The organism is Acinetobacter calcoaceticus (assembly GCF_016508255.1).
GTDB classification, from domain to species: Bacteria; Pseudomonadota; Gammaproteobacteria; order Pseudomonadales; family Moraxellaceae; genus Acinetobacter; species Acinetobacter calcoaceticus_E.
In genome coordinates this window covers 630,568-651,403 of record NZ_JADVKT010000002.1, presented here as the reverse complement: position 1 = coordinate 651,403, position 20,836 = coordinate 630,568, and the positions used below count along the sequence as shown (strand labels likewise).

Here is a 20,836-nt window from a genome sequence, read left to right as displayed (position 1 = left end):
TGTAGACCTCCTAAACAGCATGCCTTAACGCACGTGCTTGCTCCACAATTGCAATAAAAGCCTCATTCATATCACCAATCTGTTTATCTTTACTTGCTAACTGGCGTACTTGTTGAGGTGAGCCTAAGGCTAATAACTTTCCAGCATCCTGTATGGCAATTCGATCACAATATTCCGCTTCTTCCATAAAATGGGTCGTAATAATAATGGTAATGCCCTGATTTGCAAGCTCACCAATGCTGTACCAAAATAAACGCCGTGCAAGTGGATCAATTCCGCTCGTAGGTTCATCTAAAAACAAAATTTCTGGTTCATGTAGCAATGCAGCAGCCATCGATAAGCGTTGTTTATAGCCACCCGGTAAATCACCACTTTTAATATGGGTTTTTAAATCGTATTGCTGTAATGCCTTATCAATTTGATGTTTTAGTTTTTCGCCCGATAAGCCATAGGCTCCACCAAAAAATTTGAGATTCTCTAAAACAGTTAAATTACTATAAAGTGCAAATTTCTGAGAGACATAACCTACGTTAGCCCTAGCTTCAGCACGAGCTGTCCGTAAGTTTTTACCAGCAACTTCTAGATACCCACTACTTGCTGGCAACAATCCACATAGCATTCGAAATGTCGTTGTTTTCCCAGCTCCATTAGGCCCAAGTAATCCAAAAATTTCACCGCGCTGCACATCAAATGAAGTGTTAGCGACAGCAGTAAAATCTCCAAAAGTTCTGACTAAATCTTTGACCACAATGATAGGTTGGTCTGATTCCAACTCATGATTTTGCAGTGAATCAAAAGCTCGTTCAGAAATGGACATTTGTTTTCGTTGCTTTTGATTTTGTTGTAATAACATCATAAAAGCATCTTCAAGTTCAGGTTCTCGGGTATTTGCTATTAGCCCCTGAAGTAAAGCACTGGCTGATAATTCTTTCTGGCGACTAATAAAACGTACTTGTTCACCTTTTGGAACAGCATCAATAATCTCTAGATGATTATCAAGTAATTGGGCTTGTACAGTCCGCGCCTTAATATTTGCAGGAGGTTTTACTTGCCATGTTTGGCCACGTGCTATTTCTTTTAATTGCTCTGGAGAGCCCTGCTTTAAAATTTTCCCCTCGTGCATGATATAAACTTGTGCACATTTTTCTGCTTCATCCATATAAGCAGTACTTATAATTACACTTAGGTTTTCTTCCTGAACAAGCTGTTCAATAATGATCCATAAGTCCCGTCTTGATAAAGGGTCTACACCAACACTAGGCTCGTCAAGCAATAGTAACTCTGGGGAACGAACTAAAGTACATGCTAGCCCTAGTTTTTGTTTCATTCCACCAGAAAGTTGACCCGCTAAACGTCGAGTGAATTGAGCAAGGTCTGTCATTTCCAATAAACGTTTAAATCGTTGAGTACGAATTTCTTTTGGAACATCGTGTAAATCAGCATATAAATCAAGATTTTCTTGTACGCTTAAATCTTCATATAGTCCAAAACGTTGCGGCATATAACTAATACGGTTTTGTACCGCTTGTGGATTTTTAACAACATCTAATCCCAATACAGTTAAAGAGCCACAAGTAGGTTGATATAGTCCCGCAACCAGTCTTAAAAATGTAGTTTTTCCAGCCCCATCTGGCCCAACTAAAGCTGTAAGCTCCCCTTTATTGATTTCTATATTCAAATTATCAATTGCCGTAATATCAGCTGACATTTTACTTTCAGTTTTAAAAGTCATGACTAAATTATGGGCTTCAACTACTGTTTCTTCATCGGTCATAAGCTTTCTCACCTGAAACAAGTGGAACTTTTACCGTAACGGGCTGCCCCATTTTTAATTGATCATTTGGATCATTTACATATACACGCACTTCGTACACGAGTGTTGTTCTAATTTCTTCTGTCTGTACAGTTTTAGGGGTAAATTCAGCAACAGAAGAGATATAACCAATTGTGCCTTTAATAGGTTGATCAGGATTTGAATCATGGATGACTTGGATATTTTCACCCATTTTAATTACACTTAAATCTTGCTCATTCACATATACACGAATCCATTTAGGATTAGTTAGTGCCAATGTATAAACTGCTTTTTGAGCTGAGGTCATATCGCCAATTTCCTGTAGTCGTGCTCTTACAACTGCATTTACAGGAGCTCTTAACTCAGCTTGGGTAAGATTATAATTAATTAAATCCAGATTGGCTTTAGTCGCCTCATATTGTGCTTTTGTTGCCTCTCGATCTTCTTTGCGTGCGCCTTTAATTATTAATTCTAAATTGGCTTGTCTTTCACGAACTGCTGCTTCGGCACTATGTTGATTACTTTTTGCATAGTCCAACTCTTGTTGACTAATTGCCCGACCATCTGTACTACTTACCAATATCTGTAAACGCTGTAAATTTTTATTGGTTTTATCTAAGTCAGCTTGGGCAGAAGCGAGTTGTGCTTTTGCTTGAATAATTTCTTCGGGACGAGCCCCCGCCTCTTGTTTAACAATTGCCTCTTGTTGCGCTTTAAGTTGTGCTTGTGCTTGCTTTGCCTGAATCTGTAATGCGTTGGTATTAAGTGTCGCGAGTAACTGACCTGTTTGAACTTTATCACCCTCTTGGACAAGAAGTTTCTGAATACGCCCCGACTCTTCAAATGCAAGTGAAACTTGGCGAATATCTACGTTCCCATATAAAGTTAAATTATTATCTGATTGTTTTTTATTATTATATTTCCATGCCAAAAAACTGAAGGCAGCTACAGCTATAATAACTAAAACACCGGCAATCACTTTTTTATTCATCTTATTGGCCTTCTTATCAAATTCAAATTTTATTAGTTTAAATTCAATTTAAATTTAAATTACTCTCATCTTTGAATAAAAGATATACTTTTATGGTGAACGAAAATTAGGTTTAAATATGTCCAGATCTAGACGAAGTGATGGTAATTTAACAAAATCTAAAATTTTAGAGGCAGCAGGTCCTTTAATTGCCCAATATGGTTTTGCAAAAACGCCTAATAAAACAATTGCCAAAGCAGCAAATGTTGATTTGGCTACCATTAATTATCACTTTGATGGTCGTGATGGTCTATATCAGGCTGTTTTAGTCGAAGCTCATGCTCATTATTTAGATGAAAATCACCTACTAGCACTTGTTGAAAGTTCTCTCACCCCAGAAGAAAAATTAAGCTCACTACTTGAGACTTTGCTGCATAAATTAACCAAAAAAGATGTATGGCACGGCAAAGTATTTATTCGTGAACTGTTTTCACCTTCTGAACATTTATTAAGTTTCATCGAGTTTGCAGGCATGAGAAAATTTTTTCTTATTCGTAAAATTATTAGCCAAGTTGCCTGTCTCGATGAAAATGATCCAGCCGTTTTACCTTGCATTTTAAGTGTTATGACACCCTGTATGATGCTCATTATTGCAGGACCTAATGCTCAGGCACCTCAGCCTCTAAAAAATATTGCCCAGATGCCATTACATGATTTAGTTGAGCATTTTAAAAAATTCTCATTAGCTGGATTAAAAGCAATTAGCCAATCAAGTACTTAACGTTAGCTGTTTAAGCATTGCAAAATAACCTGAACCGGATCTTCGGTATTTCCTGAAATAAGCTGCTTATGCATAGTTAAATGTTGCATCACTTGAATTTGAGCTTTTTCAACATTCATTAGTTTTTCTATTTCAGTTGCTAAATTTTCTGGCGTAGCATCAGTCTGAATCAGCTCTTCAATCACTTTTTTACCCGCAATAATATTAGGCAAAGAATAGTAAGGAATTTTGACCAAGAACTTTGCAATTAAATAGGTCAACCAATGTAATTTATAGAAAGTGACCATCGGTCTATGCATTAACATTGCTTCCAATGTTGCTGTCCCAGATGCTAAAGCAATAATGTCACTTGCATTCATGACCATACGGCCAATTTTTGACTCACTATCTGTATTTTCTAAAATATGAATTTTTGCTTTCAAGTTTGGAGCAATTTGTTCAACACCCTGCTCAATCTGTTGTTTACGCGCATCATTAATTGCTGGAACTAAAAATTGAAGATCTGGATATTTGCTATGCAGAATATTGGCAGCACCCAATAGCATAGGCAGTAATCGCTCTACTTCTCCTTTTCGGCTACCCGGCAATAAAGCAATATGTTTTTGATTTTCATCAATACCCAATTGCTGCTTTGCTATTTTAATTGGATTTTCAAGTGGCAATTGTTTAGCTAATGGATGGCCTACAAAGGCTGCTGGAACTTCATATCGCTCATAAAAGACTTTTTCAAAAGGAAATAAACAAAGGACTAAATCTATACTTTGTTTAATGCCATGTACACGCCCTTGGCGCCATGCCCAAACTGATGGACTCACATATTGAACTGTTTTTATTGGAAGATTCTTTTCTTTAATACTTTTAGAAAGTCGAAGATTAAAGTCTGGTGCATCAATGCCTATAAAAATATCAACTGGTTGCTCAGTCCATTGATTAATTAAACCATCACGTACAGCAAATAGCTTTTTAAGATCTTTTAATACTTCAACAATGCCCATCACAGACAAGGTTTCCATTGAATAGTAACTCTTAAAACCTTCAGCAATCATTTGAGGTCCACCAATTCCCTCAAATTCGGCATCGATTCCTTGTTCACGGAAACTACGCATCAGTTTTACACCCAGCGTATCTCCAGAAACTTCCCCAACTACAATGCCTATTTTAAGTTTTCGGTTTACCAAGGCGATTTATCCAAAAATTAGAAATAATGCATTCTAGCATAGAGACTTATTAATCTTGAACTTGCTGCTTAAGCGATGGGAACTATAGAAAATTTGATCTTCCATCTAAAATTACATTAAGCACTTATATTTTAATCTAAATTAACAATTCATTTTCAATTGTAGCTTTCATTTACAAACAATAGAATAAATGATAATTATTTACATTATCTTTAGCCTTATGAATACCCCTGCTCGACCGTTCAAACTTTCTGTCATTGCCTGTGCGATTTGTTATGCCCATCTCGCTTATGCTCAAGATTCAGAGGTACAAGCTCTTCAAACTATTGAAGTCAAAGCATCAAATGTAGAGCAGTCCTCTGAACAGACAAAAGCATATAATGTTAAGAACTCAAATAGTGCCACCAAACTTAATATTGAAGCTAAAGAAACTCCTCAAACCATTAATGTGGTTACTCGTCAACAAATTGAAGATTTTGGTCTAACAAGTACGAGAGATGTTCTAAAAAATACTCCAGGAGTAACTGTAAGCAATCAGGAAACCGAACGTACTTCTTACATGGCCCGTGGTTTTGAGATTTCAAATATTTTAACTGACGGCGTAGGCTTTCCCCTCTCAGGTTATAACTACAATAACACTAACCCGGATACCTACTTTTACGATCGTGTAGAGATAGTTAAAGGTGCAGATTCTTTAACGAATGCCTTTGGCGACCCAAGCGCAACGATCAATAATATTCGTAAGCGACCAACTCAAGAGTTCCAAGCAACTGGCGGTGTAAGTTATGGTTCTTGGGATACTCAACGTTATGAAACTGACGTATCAGGCTCAATTATTCCGAGTGAAAAAGTACGTGGCCGTATCATGGGCTACGAGCAAACTGGTGATTCTTATCTTGACCGATATTCTTCAGAAAAAAATGGATTTGCTGGCGTTATTGAAGCTGATTTAACAGATAGTACTTTACTCACTGTAGGCTATAGCCAAGAAAAAAATAAACCTAATGCAAACAACTGGGGTGCTTTACCCTTACTCGATGCCAATGGTAAACAAATTTCTTATGATCGTTCATATAACCCCAACCCAGATTGGGCACATTGGGATAATGAAACACAAAATGCTTTTGCTGAATTAAAACAAAAAATTAATGATCAATGGACTGCTAAACTAACTTATAACTATCTTGACACGAAACATAATAGTCGCCTTCTTTATTACTATGGTTATCCGCAAGCTGATGGTTCAGGGATATCTTTAACGCCGTGGGGTGGTCAGGAACATCAAGAAAAACACGCCGTCGATTTTAATCTTGAAGGAACCTATAAGCTTTTCAATCAAGAGCATGAAGCAACTTTAGGCTATAGCTATGTACGTAGCCATCAGCAAGATAAACAATCTACTGGAACAATTAATGATAGCAATGTTGTTAAGTCGACCACTACAGACTGGGCAAGTTGGACACCTCAATCTGTAACTTGGTCAGATTTCACAGAAGCAGCCAACTATACACAGAATATTAATTCAATCTATGCTGCGACACGCTTACACCTTACTGAAGACCTAAAACTTTTATTGGGTGCAAACTATGTTAAAGCGGAGAGCAAAGGTGAAAGCTACGGCTCACCAATGTCATATAGTGAAAGTAAAGTTTCGCCATATGCCGGCCTAACCTATAACTTCACACCTGAATATACGGGTTATATGAGTTATACCTCTATTTTCCGTCCGCAAACAGGTATTGATAAAGACACCAATCAGGCTTTAAAACCTATTGAAGGTAAAAGCTATGAAATGGGGATAAAAAGTTCATGGCTAGATGACCGTTTAACGGGCACACTTTCAGTATTTAAAACAGAACAAAATAATTACCCATTACGTAATTCTGATGGAAACCCTCTCAACAGAAAAGTACCAACCAGTGATTTAGAATCGCAAGGTGTAGAAGTCGGGTTATCGGGCCAAATCACAGATAATGTGAATCTTTCTTTCGGTTATGCCCAATTTAGTATTAAAGATATTAAGAATGGTGGCGAGGCAAGAACTTATAATCCGAACCAGACTCTTAATTTGCTGACAACCTATACTCCATCAGCTCTACCTAAGCTGAAAGTTGGTGCAGGTTTGCAGTGGCAAGATGGCGTAAAGCTATATGACTCAACTGTAAACAGTACCATCACACAAGACGCCTATGCCTTAGTTAACTTAATGGCAAGTTATGAAGTAAATAATCATATTACGCTTCAAGCAAATGGTAATAACATTTTCGATAAGAAATATTTATATAGTTTCCCTGATGGCCAAGGCTTTTATGGCCCTTCAGCTAACTATACAGTTGCTGTGAAGTTTAAATATTAATACCATCGCCAAGCTCTAATTTTAGAGCTTGGTTTTTTATTTTCTTTTGTGTATGCCTCATTAAACATGTCCAAAACCGTAAATCTCTCTATGTCATATCGCATAAAAGTTTTCTATCGATTCTTGCTCATTTTCGGTATCGGCTTTGCTTGTATGGCGTATTTAAGTCTTGGACTAACAGGACTATTCCGTTTGACATTAAACAAGGCAGAAGCTATTTATTTGGCCGCATTTATTTCCATTTTATTTTATGTATTTTTTGTGATTTTAGGTTTTTGCATTCAATCACTCCGAAAATTAACGGGGCTATCAATTTTTCTGTGCGTTCTATTCTTTGTTGCAACACGGATGGTGAGTTATGCATAAAGGTATACGCCAATCTATGGCATGGCTACATTCATGGACTGGCTTAATTTTCGGATGGCTTGTATTTGCTATTTTCTTCATGGGTAGCTTATCTTACTACCGCCACGAAATTAACTTATGGATGCAACCTCCTCTTGCACAATATGAAATAAAGCAAGATGTTGCGATTAAAACAGCCTACCAATATTTACAAGAACATGCTCCAGATGCCAAATCGTGGTACATAAACGTTGCAACGCATGAAAGTCCAGTAAATACGATGTATTGGGAAAAGCCAGACGGCGGTTATGGTAATGCAACACTAGATGCCAATACGGGACGAGAGCTTCAACTTTCCGCAACTGAAGGTGGCGATTTCTTTTACCGCTTCCATTATCAGCTTTTTGGCATGCCCATCCTAATCGGACGATTATTAGTATGCATCGCGGCATTTATTATGTTGATTGCTTTGGTTTCAGGCATTATTACCCATAAAAAAATATTTACCGACTTTTTTACTTTACGTACATTTAAGTCGCAGCGTTCATGGCTAGATTTTCATAATATTTCTTCAGTTGTTGCACTACCCTTCTTTTTAACCATTACATTTACAGGCTTAGCTATTTTCTTTTACTTATATCTGCCTTGGGGAATGCAAAAGCTCTATCCTGAAAATCCATATCAATATTTTACCGAAATACGCACAAAGACTGTGCCTGAAAGCCAATCAATACAGCCTGCTCAAAATTTATCTATCGAACAGTTAGTAGGCCAAGTGCAACAAAGTTGGGGCGATCAAACCCTATCTACAATTAGTGTAAAAAATCCAAATACCAATCAGGCACAAATTACTTTTATTCAAAAAGAAGATCATTCAATTACCCGTAATCAGGCTCAAATTACATTAAATGCATCAACTGGCAAAGTCTTAGCAGATACGCGTAATGATAGTGCTATTGCCACGCTTAATGCGGGTGTCTACGGTCTACACATGGCAACATTTGCCCAGCCTTTACTTCGCTTAGGATTCTTTTTCTCTGGTATTTTAGGTTGCGTAATGATTGCTTCTGGCCTGTTACTTTGGAGTTTAAAACGTCAAATCCAAAATAAAAAAAGCCAATTTCATTTTGGACACTATTTAGTTGACCGTTTAAATGTCGCAACTTTTGTAGGATTACCTTGTGCCACTGTTGCTTATTTAAGTGCAAATCGATTGTTTACAGTTACGTCAACCACGATCAATTATGAAATCTATAGTTTTTTCCTTGTTTGGCTTATGAGCTTAATCATCGCTTTAGTCACTAAAAAACAATATTTATGGCGAACTCAACTTAGTATTTTTATTATGCTTTGTATGATGCTTCCAATCTTAAATTTAAGCTATTTACTTCAACATGACTATATTCAAAGCTTCAACAGTTATTGGGCATTTGCACGTATAGATGTCTTTTTATGGATACTTGCAGTCTTAGCAATTTTTATATTCTGCAAAATTCAACCTATTCAGCATAAAGCTGTAGAAAAAATCCAAAAGAAGCTGAATAAATTAAATACAGAGGTGAGCTCATGATCTTTATAGCTTTCATCTTAATTTTATTAGGAATGTATTTGTTATTTATGTCGAGTGAAAAATATCGATCGCCAAAATCAACAGGCCATTTCAAACCATTAGCTCAAAAATATTACCAACACTTTAAGATAGCTGCATTCATATTGTTTATTTTATGCGCATATATTCTGATTCAACATTATAACTTTTCAATTGGTTTTGTCAGTTGGTGGATCTTTGCAACGCCGTTAACTTTTGGTCTCATTCTTCTACTTAACCCATTAAAATCATCAAAATAATCTTAGACCTTAATAAGTTGATGAAAAATAGTTCAAGCTAAGCAATTTTTTGATTGCTTAGCTTTTTTTTGCATAAGTAAATCACTATTCATGACAACTGTTTATCTCTAAAAGGAATAAGATATGGGCGTTTCGTGATAAGTGGCGATAAAGATGTCTGGTGCTTTTGAATTTATCTTAGCGGGTATGTTAGTTGGTTTCTGTGTAGGGATTACAGGAGTTGGTGGTGGATCATTAATGACACCAATTTTAATTGGTCTTTTTAGAATTGAACCACATATCGCCATTGGTACCGATTTACTTTATGCCGCAATTTCAAAATTCTGTGGATCAATGGTCCACGCTAGAAAGCTAAATATTGTCTGGCCAATCGTTTTATGGTTAGCAGTAGGCAGTATTCCTGCATCTTTCGGCACCACGTGGTTACTAGAGCATTATTTAAGTCAGTCAACACACTATAAAGCTGTGTTAACTATGGTATTAGGCTTTATGCTAACTTTAACTGGTGTTTCCATCATTTTCCGTTCACGCATTGAAAAGTTCTTTAATCGTTTTAGAAGTAACGAAGTAACTCAAAGTGAAAATGAGCATTTAGCTATCCATAAAAAACGTAGCTTTATCGTGATTATGGGTATCATTTTAGGTGTATTCGTAACGCTTTCATCTGTCGGTGCTGGTGCATTTGGCATCATGGCACTTGTGATTATGTTTCCTAATTTGCCAATGATCCGAATTATTGGATCAGATGTTGTACATGCTGTATTACTTACCTTAGTGGCGGGTCTTGGACACATGAGCGCTGGTAACGTCGACTTTACGCTTCTTATGTGGTTACTGGTGGGTTCAATTCCAGCAATTATTGTAGGGACGCTCATTAGTTCTCGCATGCCTGAACGTTTAATCCGAAAAATTTTAGGCATTACCCTATTTGCCCTTGGTGTTAACTTTATGGTCCATCCAGTCAAAGCAAAACCAAAAGCACCTGTGGTACAACAACAAGTCGTGATTGCTGAAAAAACAAGCAATACAACTGAAAGATAGTAAAATCAATAAGATTTTTCAAAAGTGAAATACCATGAGATGTAAGATTTTCATAATTATTTCATGGTATATTCAGTACACAAAACAACCTTTAGTATGATCGAACCAGTGACAGTAATGACTACACATTCAAAATCCGTTTCAAAGCCAGATATCGACGACCTTAATATTAAAAGCATTCAAACTCTTGTAACACCAGCTGAGCTTAAATCAGAGCTTCCTCTATCTGATGTTGCTTCACAAACCGTTCTAAAAGGTCGCGAAACTATTCGTAATATTTTAGATGGTTCAGATAAACGTTTGTTTGTCGTTATTGGTCCTTGCTCTATTCACGACCCTAAAGCTGCTCACGAATATGCCGATCGCTTAAAAGTGCTAAGCGAAAAAGTTAAAGATTCATTGTATTTAGTTATGCGTGTTTATTTTGAAAAACCACGTACGACAATTGGTTGGAAAGGTCTAATCAATGACCCTGATATGAATGACTCATTTAACATCGAAAAAGGTTTACGTATTGGTCGTAAACTCTTGCTTGAGTTAAATGAAAAAGGTTTGCCATGTGCAACCGAAGCACTTGATCCTAACTCTCCACAATATTACCAAGACTTAATTTCATGGTCTGCAATTGGTGCACGTACAACCGAGAGCCAAACTCACCGTGAAATGTCTTCTGGTCTATCATCACCAGTTGGTTTTAAAAATGGTACAGACGGCGGTTTAACTGTTGCCACCAATGCCATGCAATCGGTTAAATATGGCCATAGTTTCTTAGGCCTTAATGAAGATGGTCAGGTTTCAATTATTAATACAAATGGTAACCCTTATGCACACGTTGTATTACGCGGTGGTAATGGTAAGCCTAACTATGATGCTGGCTCTGTTGAAGAAGCAGAAAATGCTTTAGCGAAAGCAAAAGTTAGCAATAAAATCATGATTGATGCGAGTCACGCGAACTCAAATAAAGACCCGTACTTACAGCCACTTGTTCTTAAAAATATTACGGAACAAATTTTAGATGGTAATAAGTCAATTGTCGGTCTTATGGTTGAAAGTCACTTAAAAGGCGGCCGTCAAGATATTCCTGAAAACCTTTGTGATCTTGAATATGGTAAATCAGTGACTGATGGCTGTATTGACTGGGAAACGACCGAAAAAACATTGCTTGAAATGCATGAAGCTTTAAAAGACGTTTTACCAAATCGTTAATCCATCTTTTAATAGTCCATAAAAAGCCCTCATTTTTGAGGGCTTTTTATATTGTTAATTTTTTGCATGTGAAATAAATAAGAAACCAGATTAAAAAATATATTAATACTGATGTTTTTTATAAGTAAAAATAACTGATGACAAAAGTAAAAAGTAGCACAGTTTCACTAAGCTCAATCGCTGCCCCCACTGTATCGCCAGTAATACCGCCAATTCGTTTTATAAATAGATGTCTTAAATAAACAAGACTCATTAAGAAGCCAATGATGGCAATCAATCCTTGCCATTTCCAATACAAAGGTAACAGCAGAACTAACCCAGTTATTATCCATGAAGCTGTTTTAGGTAAATGATCAGTTAGAGAACGGCCTAAACCTTTTTCGCGAACATATAAGGTAGTTAAAAACAAAATAGATGGCACAACACGTCCGAGTGTGGGAACCAATATTAAAAATAGTGTTTGCTGTTGTTCAATCAATACATAGACCAGCGCAAATTTGAGCAAACAGATAACAACTAAACTCAATACTCCAATTGGACCACAACTTGGATCTTTCATAATTTGTAAAGTACGTAGCTTGTCTCCAAAGCCACCTACCCACGCATCTGCCGTATCCGCCAGCCCGTCTAGATGTAGTCCGCCTGTCAGCAAAATCCATAAGGTTACTGTGATGGCAGCAAGCAGAAGAACTGGTAATTTAGCGAAAAGGCTCACTACAAGGAAAAGAATTCCACCAATAATGAGCCCAACTAATGGATAAAACAAAATAGCTCGACCATTTTGTTGCGCCGTTGGGATTGTCTTTAACTCAATCGGCAGAACAGTTAAAAATTGCAATGCAATCCAAAATGGTGTCATATCCAAGTCTCTAACTGATCTATATTCAAAACAGATTGAATTATGAAGAAATAAAAATGGGAATAGCAATCCCTATTCCCATTAAAGACCTCAGAAAACTAAAAAACTATTGCATTTGATAGCACTGTTTCAATTTTGAGTAGTCGTAGTAGAAACTCGTTGGGTTGTAGCGGGCATAGTTGCATGCTGACTTAAATAAAATCTCTTTTTCGTTATAAAGCATTTTTACCAAAGTATTGCCTTGGCTATTTTGATAAATATCCCACTGTACATTTGCTGCCATAGGTGAAACCACCTCACCGCGCCATGAGCTTGTTGAATAGTTATAAGTCTGGCGAAGTGGTAAAGGCTGCATCATATTATGTAAATCTAAGCTAGTTGCCAGAGGAATAATAATTTCAGCATGAGCAAAACGTAAAACGGCTTTGTAAGGCTGTGCTTTATTCACGACAGCATCAACCTGTTGGAATAGATCTTGTTTCAAACCTTGTGCAATTTCACTTGTGACCTGATTAGACTCGGTAAAACTTGGGCCTTTTTCGTAAAAATCATTGCCATCATTAAATTCAGCATAGAACCTTGCAGCTTCTAAAGGCATATATTTATCAAAATCGATGCCCTTTAACTCATCTTTCATACCACCAGAAATTGAATAGAGTTCATAAACATAAGCTGCGGCATCAACTGCACTTGCGATTGTATTTTTACCCTTGCCTTTTTCTGTAATTTGTTCACCTTTAGGTGAAGTTACCGTAAAGGATCCGATATTACTAAAGCTATAACCCGTTGTACCAAGTTTTTTAATAAAGTCCGCTTTAAAAATTGGGCTAATTACTGTCTGTGCCGTTTTTTCAGCCTCAGTATTTGTTGATAACTCATTCAACTTTTGGGCTAAATTTTTATTATTTGCTTCAAAATCTTGATAAGCCTGACTTGCATCATAAATTTTTTGTTGGCTAGCAGTAAGTGGTTGGGTGAAGTCGTCAGCCGCATTTAAGCTATGAAAATAAAGTTTAAAACGATCAACTCCACCATCTCCAAGACTAGGAACGCTTGTACTCGATAAACTGGTATAAGACACTGGAACAATTTTATCTTTAAGTGGCGGTTGCTGTTTAATAAGTTCAGCAGTGAAGAATTTAGCACTATCCACCGCGCGATCAACTCCAGAACTTTGTACCAATATAGACGCTTGTGAATTTAATAGATTTGGTAAACGCTGCAATAATCGATCTGCAATGCCGCGGTGTTCTAAAATACCTGTCATGGTTTCATTTCCATAACCATACTGGCGAATTCCTTCAACCCCATAACCTAATAGGATATTAGCTTTCATCATTGCTTCTAAATCAGCACCTAATTGTTCTCCTAACGGCGTTAAGGCATTTTCTGCTTTTGCCTGCTTCCATAAATTATAAAGTGCCAAATCATATTTAAGGCTTGATAGACCTCTTGATCCATGACGTGCCACTAATTCTGTAAAAACTGGTTGGAACCCAGTTGGTGCTTGTTCATAACTTTTTAGGTCTTGTTGCGGTTGATAAGGTGCTTTTGTTTGATAGTATTTTGATTGGTTGGTAGGTGTCGTCGTTTGAACATCTTTATCATTATCGTTACAAGCCACAAGTAATAATGATGCTGCGAGCATCGTTGTTTTAAATATAATATTCATGAGTCTGATAAGTTATTAATAAGAAATGCCCGTATCTTAGTTTTTAGCAATGACAGTTCTATTACATCACATGAAATATCTTTATAAAAATAATAACTTACAAGTGTATAGAAATATAAATTTGCTATCTCAACATGAAAGTTAATTGACCATCTGTTTCAGAAAATTCGAATGAATATAATTTCCCAAGTTCCGCAGGCATTTTTAGTAAATCATCCAAAGGATGCTGTTGTGCTAAACAAGTCAATAGCTTAATGACACCACCATGAGTAACAACCAATGCATGTTGCCAGTTTTGTTTTTGCATATATTCTAATAGGTTTTGAAAACCTTTCAAAACCCTCATTTGAAACTGCATTAACGTTTCTGCCCGAGGCGGGCAATATTGACTCGGTTTTTGCCAAAAATTTGCTAACAACTCTGGTGAGGTTTCATAAATTTGCTGTGTCGAAACACCTTCCCAATCACCAAAAAACATTTCTTTTAAGTCATCATTTAAAAGCAAAGGAAGTTCAGTTGTTTGTGCAAGTTGCTCAGCAAAACAAGCACAGCGTTTTAATGAAGAACTTACAATCACATCCCATTTTGGTTCTATGACTTGGTTAATGGTTGACTGCATTTGCTGCCAACCTTTTGGAGTCAATTCATCATCCAAATGACCACGTAATGTATGGCTATATTGACTTTCACCATGTCTGAGCAAATCAATTTTAAATTTGCTCAATTTTATCCCCGCTTACAGCAGCTTGAGCAAAGGTTGCCATTTGGTTATGTAATACACATGCCATTTTAACCAATCCCAAGGCAGTACCTGCACCGCTACCTTCACCTAAACGCAAGTTCATCTTTAAAATTGGTTCAGCATTCAATGCCTGCAAAATACGACGATGACCATATTCTGCCGATTGATGGCCAAATAACATCCACTCACGTACTTTAGTATTCATTCTTACTGCGCACAAAGCGGCTACCGAACTAATAAAGCCATCCACAATGACAGGTAAACCCACTTGAGCACATCGAATGTATGCACCTGTAATTGCCGCAATTTCTAAGCCACCCACTGCACACAATGTTTTAAATGCATCACCAATAACATGTTGATGATGAAGCTCTATGGCTTGCTCAATCACTTCAATTTTATGTCTTAATTGATCAGCACCAATTCCAGTACCCACACCAGTTAATTGTTCAGCTGTATCATTTAGTAAAAGGCATGCTAAGGCAGAAGCAGAACATGTATTTCCAATTCCCATTTCACCAGCAATATAAATATCTGCGCCATTCGCTTTAGCCGTATCTACGCTATTTTTTCCTAACTCTAAAGCAGCACGACATTCATCTACGTTCATTGCAGCTTGTTTGGCAAAATTTGCCGTACCCGCACGAATACAATGACGCTCAACACCAGCATATTCATATGCATCGCCAACTGTGCCACAATCAATGACTTGTAAATGAGCCTGATGATATTTAGCAATTACACTAATTGCAGCCCCACCTGTTGTGAAGTTTTGCAGCATTTGACGTGTAACAGCTTGAGGGTATGCAGAGATATTTTCTTCGACTACTCCATGGTCGCCCGCAAAAATTGTGATCCATGGAAGGTTAACCTGAGGATGGGCATTTGACTGTAAACTGGCAAGTGTAACTGCAATCTGTTCTAAATCACCCAAAGCACCTGTAGGTTTAGTGAGTTGGAGTTGATGTTGCTCCGCTTGTTGTTTTGCTTCCAGATTAGGTTGCTGTACAGATTCTAACCACCAGTTCATTTTACTTCTCACCTTTTAAAATCATTGGAAAACCCGCTACACAAAAAATAACCTTATCTGCAATTTGCCCTAGAGCTTGATGCAGTCTTCCCGCCTCATCTACAAAACGACGAGTAATCTCACCAAGTGGCACAACCCCAAGTCCTGTCTCATTACTTACTAAAATAATTTCGGACTGAAGCTTAGGTAAGACTTTTAAAAGCTGCTCACACTCAAACTGTTGAACGTCTTGATCTTCTAAAAGTAATAAATTCGTTAGCCAAAGCGTTAAACAATCCACCAAAATGAGCTGATTTGGTCGATCAATTTTTTGTAAAACTTCTGCTAAATATAAGGGTTCTTCAAGCAAAAGCCATTCCGTAGGACGCTGATTTTGATGATGGGCAATTCGATTTTGCATTTCTGGATCAAGCGCTTGCGCCGTGGCTACATAAGTCACAGCTAATTGTGCAGACATTGCCGTTTGTTCAGCCAGTCGACTTTTGCCAGAACGGGCACCGCCCAAAATCAGTTGCAACATGAATCACCTAAAAACAAATGCCGATGCGGATATAACTTACCTTGTAAAGTTTGAGCGTCATAATAACCAAACGTTAAATGCTCAACTTTAAGTTCAAATTCAGCGTGTTTGTATTGTACAGGTAATTCAGAAATTTTTTGTAAAATCAAATCACTACTATAAGCTTTTTTATATAAACCTAGTGTGATGTGGGGACAATAATCTAAAGCTGCAATTTCATTAGAAACCAATGCTAGTCTTTTCCGCAATTGAGATAAAACGTTTTGATGGTCTTGGATTTGTACAAATAAAGCACTACTGAAACTATCGACTAACCCGATTTTTAATTGAAATGGATCAAAAGAGTCTTTTCTTAAAATTTCGATTTGTTGTTCAAATTCACTAAAACTAAAGTCATCACTATGAACATTAGTTTCTTGAGTTAAAAAGCCACATATAAACAGCGTGACATGATATTGGCGAGTATTCGGTTCTAATAAAAATTCTGAAAAATGTGAGCGTAGCATATCTAAATAATCAATCAGTTTGTGATTATTAATTTCCAAATACCATAGAGCATAATTTTGACGCCCACAGTGCCATTCTGGGTAATCCCGTATAGGTGTTGGCACCAAGAGCGTCGAAGGTTTTAGCAGCACAGCTTTAATTCAAAATAACTTAGTCTTTGTATTAAAGCATGTTTGCTATTTAATTGTAGAGTATTAAAACATTACACACATTTAAGCATATTGAGTGTGTGTGACTTTGGAGCTGGTAACGTTCATGTGCAAAGGCTTTATGCCTTGTTCAGAAAATAAATATCGAATCATTTGAGTCAAACCGACCTCAAGGTGCTCTTTTTGAGCAGTGCTAATATCTAAATTTTGGATTTGTTCTTGCAAATGCTTAATGGCATCAGTCTCTTTAATTCCTAAAAATTGAATTGCATAGGCATAACCTAAAGCAGCACCTTTTAGTAAATTTTTATGGGATAAATCATGATGTATATTCACTGCAATTGAAGCCATTACCCGTTCATTATGAGACAGTTTACGTAAAGGATCTCTTGCCACACGTTGGCATGGATCTTTAAATGCATATTCACATGAATCTAAAAAACTTTGCGCCATTCGATCAAGATCTTTTGCATATTTAGGCAAGATTATTGCCAATCCCTGCTTTACTTCTGTACATAAATTCTCGGCAAATGCTTTAACCGAACTATCACCTGCTGCAATACCAATTGAATCATAGCCAAGTAAAGAAGCATACCAAGCAAGCATGGCGTGTATGCCGTTCCATAATCGATTTTTAATTAACTGAATATCAGTAATCTGGTCAACCAATACCACTTGACGTAACTTCTCTAGTAAAGGACTACCTTTTTCCACGTAAATTGGCATATCAATTTCACTATGGAATAAAATTAGATCCATGCTTTGTAGAATATGTCCTGGTTGGAAATTACGACGCATATTATCAACATATAAAGATGCCTGATTTTGCTGGATTTGCGTCAGTTTATTGCAATCTTCAATTTCAACATGATCATCTTGCTCTACATCAGCTAAATGCTGTTCAAGAAAATTATGTTTAATTCGGAGTTGACGATATAGATTCTGGTTAGACAATTTTGAAACCATACGGTTCACAACGGTGTCGCAAAAGTAATGCTCTTTTAAAATATGCTCAGTCACGTCTTCATCATTGGTTAACTCTAACAATGCTTCTCTAACATGCTTCATGACCAAATATTTTGCACCGACTTTATTCAAAATAATTAAAAATGTCAGAGGCTCTTTGCATGTTTCAAGTGCCGAGTTAAAGCGTGCATATAATCCTTTTGCAATGATTTTGGACTCAGCTTCAATAGCTTCTTCGGGTAAACATAAAGCAATCAAACTTGAATGAATATACATCTCTAACATATGTTGTTCATGATCAGAATCAACAATTGTCATATTTTCAATACGTTCATCGTAAGAAAACAGTCCATAACGGATGCTATAAGTTCCAAAAGCATTCACAGCTTCGCGGAATAAACTATTACGTGTGGAAGCAATAATACGTTTGGGTTTAGTATACCCATCCCAGTGCGACAAAATTTGCGCTACATAGCCACCGCCAATAGCCCCAAAACCATGTATCCCAACCGTAAGTTGATTAAGACTTTGTGGAAAAGGTTCTTGTATTTCTGGCATGTCCATAACTGGAATAAACTGATCAAGATCAGTTAAAAAGTCATACATTTGATCATAATAAAAATTGGCTTTTGCCAACATTTCATCATTTGGCTCTTTAATATCTTTTAATAAAATTGTTAGACCTTCCGCCATATGAGCTGAAGTTAAACCATTTTCAGAGTCTTCAAACATGAGGCACTGGTTAGCATCCAAGTGAAGTTGCCCTGCGGCTTTTAGAAAAATTTCAGGATGAGGCTTCCCTTGTTGTACTTCATCTCCACAAGTAATTACATCAAAAAACTTATAAACATTCGCATTAATTAAATATTCTTCGGCAATGACTCTACGGCTTGAGGTTGCCACTGCCATTCTTAAACCGGATTTTCTTAACCGTTCCAGAACTTGAACTAACCCCTTTTTGATGGGTACTCCATGTTTTCGAATATGTTCAAGTTCCATCTCATCAGCTCTTTTCCTAATTTCTTTATATGGAACATTTACACCATATAAACGTTGAGCCAATTGTTCAGCTGTAGCTGCACTTAATCCTAAACATTGCATTAAATATTCGTGTGAAAATTCCTGTCCAATAAGTTCTTGAGATGCCTGTTGCAATGTTTGAAACCGTAATCGTTCAGTATCAAACATTGTCCCATCCATATCAAAAATGGCTCCATGAACAGGTTTTCCATGAAAAATAAGCACGTTTTCACCTCTTTTTTTGATCATGTTTTATTCAGGGTATACAAAAAAATGGCTCAAAAGGCAGGATGTTAATAAATGAAACATTAGTGATTATTTTTTAATCAAAAATATAAGTGATCTGTTACTGATCAGAGTTAAAATTCTAAAAAGGTTGAACTATAAGCGTAATTATGAAAGTAATTTTAAATACAAAAGTAGCAAGCTATCCTCTCTTGCTACTTTTGTTTATTCTTTTTATTGCGCTGATAATCTTATTTTTCTTAGTTCCTTTTACCGCTGTAAATACCTGCATATTTTTATATTATTTTACAGGCACTCTCATACCAGAAATCAAATCGCCGTTTTTGTCCTTTTTATGACGTCTGGTATAACTAAATAATCTTTCAAAATCTAATGATTGCTTAAATTCAATAACCTATTTAGCATCACCCACAATTGCATATTCATTATCGATAATGATAATCATTTGTATTTAAATATGCAAGCTTAAATTTACTCAATTATTTAATTAGTTCCCTTAGATGTCTGTTAAAAGGACAAAACTCTTCTTTTCGATTACATCTATTGATCAAGGACATCTGCAAATTGTGCATTTAAAAGCTGTGCTAAATCTTTAGGATCTAAACCAATATCAAGTCCTCTCTTGCCTCCACTCACATAAATTTTCTTAAATTGCACTGCACTTGCATCAATAATTGTTTTAAGCCTTTTCTTTTGACCTAAAGGGCTAATACCACCCACTAAATACCCCGTTAAACGCTCGGCATCTTTAGGATTTGCCATTTGTAATTTTTTACAGCCCAACGCCGTAGCAACTTTCTTTAAATTTAATTGATGATTAACCGGTAAAACGGCCACAAAATAATTTTTGTCATCAGTCACCATGAGGGTTTTAAATACTTCGTTTACATCAAGATTTAACTTTTCTGCTGCTTCTAAACCAAAACTTTTAGCATTTGCATCATGTTCATATTCATGAATAGAAAATTCGATTTTATTGCTTTTTAACAATCTACATGCAGGTGTCATAGTAAGTAATGTTATAGATGAAATTGTTTCGATTATATTTATTTTAAAAAGAAAATTAAAATTTGCTTAGGCTATTTACATGAGTTACATAAAAACTTAATCCACAACTGAATAAAAAATAATCTAAACTTGATATTCGCTCATCGACTCCCTATATTTTACTTAGATTTGAAGTCTGAGCTGGCAATTTTATGAGTTATAAGCACAACAACCTGATGGCAATGCGTCACCGTTTTTGGGATGAATCTTCAGATTATGTATTAAACGAAAAGCACTTTTTACAGCAGACATTAATTGAGCAAGGCATTTTTAATAATGCAACGCTTGAGGATGTTAAGTATTTTTTTTACACCTTACCTAGCATCATTATTGTAAAAGCTCATGCACTTGGCTTTATGCATGATTCAGTCAAACAGATGTTATTACAGCATATTCAGACTAATCGCTTACATTTGATGCAGAAATCTGAATTGAAAATCCAATTTAAAATGTAATCTACTCTTATATTGGCAAGTCGTTTTAGTCTAATTCACCCTACTAAAAGGTTTGTATTTTAAATTTTTTAATTTACTTAGGCTATTTTATGGTAAATAGCAA

General features: G+C 36.4%; 19 protein-coding genes. 8 read left to right on the top strand and 11 right to left on the bottom strand.

What is annotated here, in order from left to right:
* Window positions 1-10: 10 nt before the first annotated feature.
* Both I5515_RS07025 and I5515_RS07020 read right to left on the bottom strand, forming a co-directional pair.
* Window positions 11-1,774: an ATP-binding cassette domain-containing protein gene (locus I5515_RS07025; RefSeq protein ID WP_199965395.1), complete on the bottom strand. Its 1,764-nt coding sequence runs from the start codon at window positions 1,772-1,774 to the stop codon at window positions 11-13.
* Window positions 1,764-2,786: an HlyD family efflux transporter periplasmic adaptor subunit gene (locus I5515_RS07020; protein ID WP_199965394.1), complete on the bottom strand. Its 1,023-nt coding sequence runs from the start codon at window positions 2,784-2,786 to the stop codon at window positions 1,764-1,766. The genes I5515_RS07025 and I5515_RS07020 overlap by 11 nt, the downstream gene beginning before the upstream one ends.
* Before the next feature lie 118 nt (window positions 2,787-2,904).
* On the opposite strand from I5515_RS07020, the gene I5515_RS07015 reads away from it, so the two are divergent.
* Complete coding sequence (locus I5515_RS07015) at window positions 2,905-3,546, top strand: TetR/AcrR family transcriptional regulator (RefSeq protein WP_199965393.1); 642 nt, start codon at window positions 2,905-2,907, stop codon at window positions 3,544-3,546.
* Window positions 3,547-3,548: 2 nt separating this feature from the next.
* On the opposite strand, the gene lpxB is transcribed toward I5515_RS07015, so the two are convergent.
* Window positions 3,549-4,724: a lipid-A-disaccharide synthase gene (gene lpxB, locus I5515_RS07010; protein ID WP_199965392.1), complete on the bottom strand. Its 1,176-nt coding sequence runs from the start codon at window positions 4,722-4,724 to the stop codon at window positions 3,549-3,551.
* Window positions 4,725-4,944: 220 nt separating this feature from the next.
* Between lpxB and I5515_RS07005 the strand changes: the two genes are divergently transcribed.
* From I5515_RS07005 to I5515_RS06980, 6 genes are all read left to right on the top strand, one after another.
* Window positions 4,945-7,080: a TonB-dependent siderophore receptor gene (locus tag I5515_RS07005; protein ID WP_199965391.1), complete on the top strand. Its 2,136-nt coding sequence runs from the start codon at window positions 4,945-4,947 to the stop codon at window positions 7,078-7,080.
* A 66-nt stretch (window positions 7,081-7,146) separates the two neighbouring features.
* Window positions 7,147-7,446, top strand: a complete 300-nt coding sequence (locus I5515_RS07000; RefSeq protein WP_199965390.1) for a hypothetical protein — start codon at window positions 7,147-7,149, stop codon at window positions 7,444-7,446.
* Window positions 7,439-8,995 (top strand): PepSY-associated TM helix domain-containing protein, encoded by a 1,557-nt coding sequence (locus tag I5515_RS06995; RefSeq protein WP_199965389.1) that lies wholly within the window; start codon window positions 7,439-7,441, stop codon window positions 8,993-8,995. Before I5515_RS07000 ends, I5515_RS06995 begins: the two co-directional genes overlap by 8 nt.
* Window positions 8,992-9,273, top strand: a complete 282-nt coding sequence (locus I5515_RS06990) for a DUF1634 domain-containing protein (RefSeq protein WP_199965388.1) — start codon at window positions 8,992-8,994, stop codon at window positions 9,271-9,273. Before I5515_RS06995 ends, I5515_RS06990 begins: the two co-directional genes overlap by 4 nt.
* A gap of 153 nt (window positions 9,274-9,426) precedes the next feature.
* The gene (locus I5515_RS06985; protein WP_199965387.1) at window positions 9,427-10,314 is read left to right on the top strand and encodes a sulfite exporter TauE/SafE family protein; all 888 of its coding nucleotides are present in this window, start codon (window positions 9,427-9,429) and stop codon (window positions 10,312-10,314) included.
* 96 nt (window positions 10,315-10,410) lie between these two features.
* Window positions 10,411-11,520 (top strand): 3-deoxy-7-phosphoheptulonate synthase, encoded by a 1,110-nt coding sequence (locus tag I5515_RS06980; RefSeq protein WP_133746676.1) that lies wholly within the window; start codon window positions 10,411-10,413, stop codon window positions 11,518-11,520.
* Window positions 11,521-11,638: 118 nt separating this feature from the next.
* Here I5515_RS06980 and I5515_RS06975 read toward each other — a convergent pair whose 3' ends face one another.
* The 8 genes from I5515_RS06975 to ybaK form a co-directional block, all read right to left on the bottom strand.
* Window positions 11,639-12,379 (bottom strand): adenosylcobinamide-GDP ribazoletransferase, encoded by a 741-nt coding sequence (locus I5515_RS06975; protein WP_199965385.1) that lies wholly within the window; start codon window positions 12,377-12,379, stop codon window positions 11,639-11,641.
* Window positions 12,380-12,485: 106 nt separating this feature from the next.
* Window positions 12,486-14,051 (bottom strand): histidine-type phosphatase, encoded by a 1,566-nt coding sequence (locus tag I5515_RS06970; protein ID WP_199965384.1) that lies wholly within the window; start codon window positions 14,049-14,051, stop codon window positions 12,486-12,488.
* A 124-nt stretch (window positions 14,052-14,175) separates the two neighbouring features.
* A complete protein-coding gene (locus tag I5515_RS06965) occupies window positions 14,176-14,775 on the bottom strand; it encodes a histidine phosphatase family protein (protein WP_199965383.1) in 600 nt (199 codons plus the stop codon).
* Window positions 14,762-15,823: a nicotinate-nucleotide--dimethylbenzimidazole phosphoribosyltransferase gene (gene cobT / locus I5515_RS06960; RefSeq protein WP_199965382.1), complete on the bottom strand. Its 1,062-nt coding sequence runs from the start codon at window positions 15,821-15,823 to the stop codon at window positions 14,762-14,764. Before cobT ends, I5515_RS06965 begins: the two co-directional genes overlap by 14 nt.
* A 1-nt stretch (window position 15,824) precedes the next feature.
* The gene (gene cobU, locus I5515_RS06955; RefSeq protein ID WP_199965381.1) at window positions 15,825-16,343 is read right to left on the bottom strand and encodes a bifunctional adenosylcobinamide kinase/adenosylcobinamide-phosphate guanylyltransferase; all 519 of its coding nucleotides are present in this window, start codon (window positions 16,341-16,343) and stop codon (window positions 15,825-15,827) included.
* On the bottom strand, window positions 16,331-16,957 hold the full coding sequence (locus I5515_RS06950) for a 2'-5' RNA ligase family protein (protein ID WP_199965524.1): 627 nt from the start codon (window positions 16,955-16,957) through the stop codon (window positions 16,331-16,333). The genes cobU and I5515_RS06950 overlap by 13 nt, the downstream gene beginning before the upstream one ends.
* A 105-nt stretch (window positions 16,958-17,062) precedes the next feature.
* Window positions 17,063-19,210, bottom strand: coding sequence for a bifunctional mannitol-1-phosphate dehydrogenase/phosphatase (gene mtlD, locus I5515_RS06945; RefSeq protein WP_199965380.1), 2,148 nt, complete (start codon window positions 19,208-19,210; stop codon window positions 17,063-17,065).
* Between the two features lie 561 nt (window positions 19,211-19,771).
* Window positions 19,772-20,239, bottom strand: coding sequence for a Cys-tRNA(Pro) deacylase (gene ybaK / locus I5515_RS06940; RefSeq protein WP_199965379.1), 468 nt, complete (start codon window positions 20,237-20,239; stop codon window positions 19,772-19,774).
* Window positions 20,240-20,430: 191 nt separating this feature from the next.
* On the opposite strand from ybaK, the gene I5515_RS06935 reads away from it, so the two are divergent.
* Window positions 20,431-20,733 carry a hypothetical protein gene (locus I5515_RS06935; RefSeq protein WP_199965378.1) on the top strand — a complete coding sequence of 101 codons (303 nt, stop codon included), beginning with the start codon at window positions 20,431-20,433 and terminating at the stop codon, window positions 20,731-20,733.
* Window positions 20,734-20,836: the final 103 nt, after the last annotated feature.

What these genes read in the sequence shown, in the direction of transcription:
- I5515_RS07025 (WP_199965395.1), bottom strand. Translation starts at nt 1,774, where the DNA reads ATGACCGATGAAGAAACAGTAGTTGAAGCCCATAATTTAGTCATGACT.
- I5515_RS07020 (WP_199965394.1), bottom strand. Translation starts at nt 2,786, where the DNA reads ATGAATAAAAAAGTGATTGCCGGTGTTTTAGTTATTATAGCTGTAGCT.
- I5515_RS07015 (WP_199965393.1), top strand. Translation starts at nt 2,905, where the DNA reads ATGTCCAGATCTAGACGAAGTGATGGTAATTTAACAAAATCTAAAATT.
- I5515_RS07005 (WP_199965391.1), top strand. Translation starts at nt 4,945, where the DNA reads ATGAATACCCCTGCTCGACCGTTCAAACTTTCTGTCATTGCCTGTGCG.
- I5515_RS07000 (WP_199965390.1), top strand. Translation starts at nt 7,147, where the DNA reads ATGTCCAAAACCGTAAATCTCTCTATGTCATATCGCATAAAAGTTTTC.
- I5515_RS06995 (WP_199965389.1), top strand. Translation starts at nt 7,439, where the DNA reads ATGCATAAAGGTATACGCCAATCTATGGCATGGCTACATTCATGGACT.
- I5515_RS06990 (WP_199965388.1), top strand. Translation starts at nt 8,992, where the DNA reads ATGATCTTTATAGCTTTCATCTTAATTTTATTAGGAATGTATTTGTTA.
- I5515_RS06985 (WP_199965387.1), top strand. Translation starts at nt 9,427, where the DNA reads ATGTCTGGTGCTTTTGAATTTATCTTAGCGGGTATGTTAGTTGGTTTC.
- I5515_RS06980 (WP_133746676.1), top strand. Translation starts at nt 10,411, where the DNA reads ATGATCGAACCAGTGACAGTAATGACTACACATTCAAAATCCGTTTCA.
- I5515_RS06975 (WP_199965385.1), bottom strand. Translation starts at nt 12,379, where the DNA reads ATGACACCATTTTGGATTGCATTGCAATTTTTAACTGTTCTGCCGATT.
- I5515_RS06970 (WP_199965384.1), bottom strand. Translation starts at nt 14,051, where the DNA reads ATGAATATTATATTTAAAACAACGATGCTCGCAGCATCATTATTACTT.
- cobT (WP_199965382.1), bottom strand. Translation starts at nt 15,823, where the DNA reads ATGAACTGGTGGTTAGAATCTGTACAGCAACCTAATCTGGAAGCAAAA.
- cobU (WP_199965381.1), bottom strand. Translation starts at nt 16,343, where the DNA reads ATGTTGCAACTGATTTTGGGCGGTGCCCGTTCTGGCAAAAGTCGACTG.
- ybaK (WP_199965379.1), bottom strand. Translation starts at nt 20,239, where the DNA reads ATGACACCTGCATGTAGATTGTTAAAAAGCAATAAAATCGAATTTTCT.
- I5515_RS06935 (WP_199965378.1), top strand. Translation starts at nt 20,431, where the DNA reads ATGAGTTATAAGCACAACAACCTGATGGCAATGCGTCACCGTTTTTGG.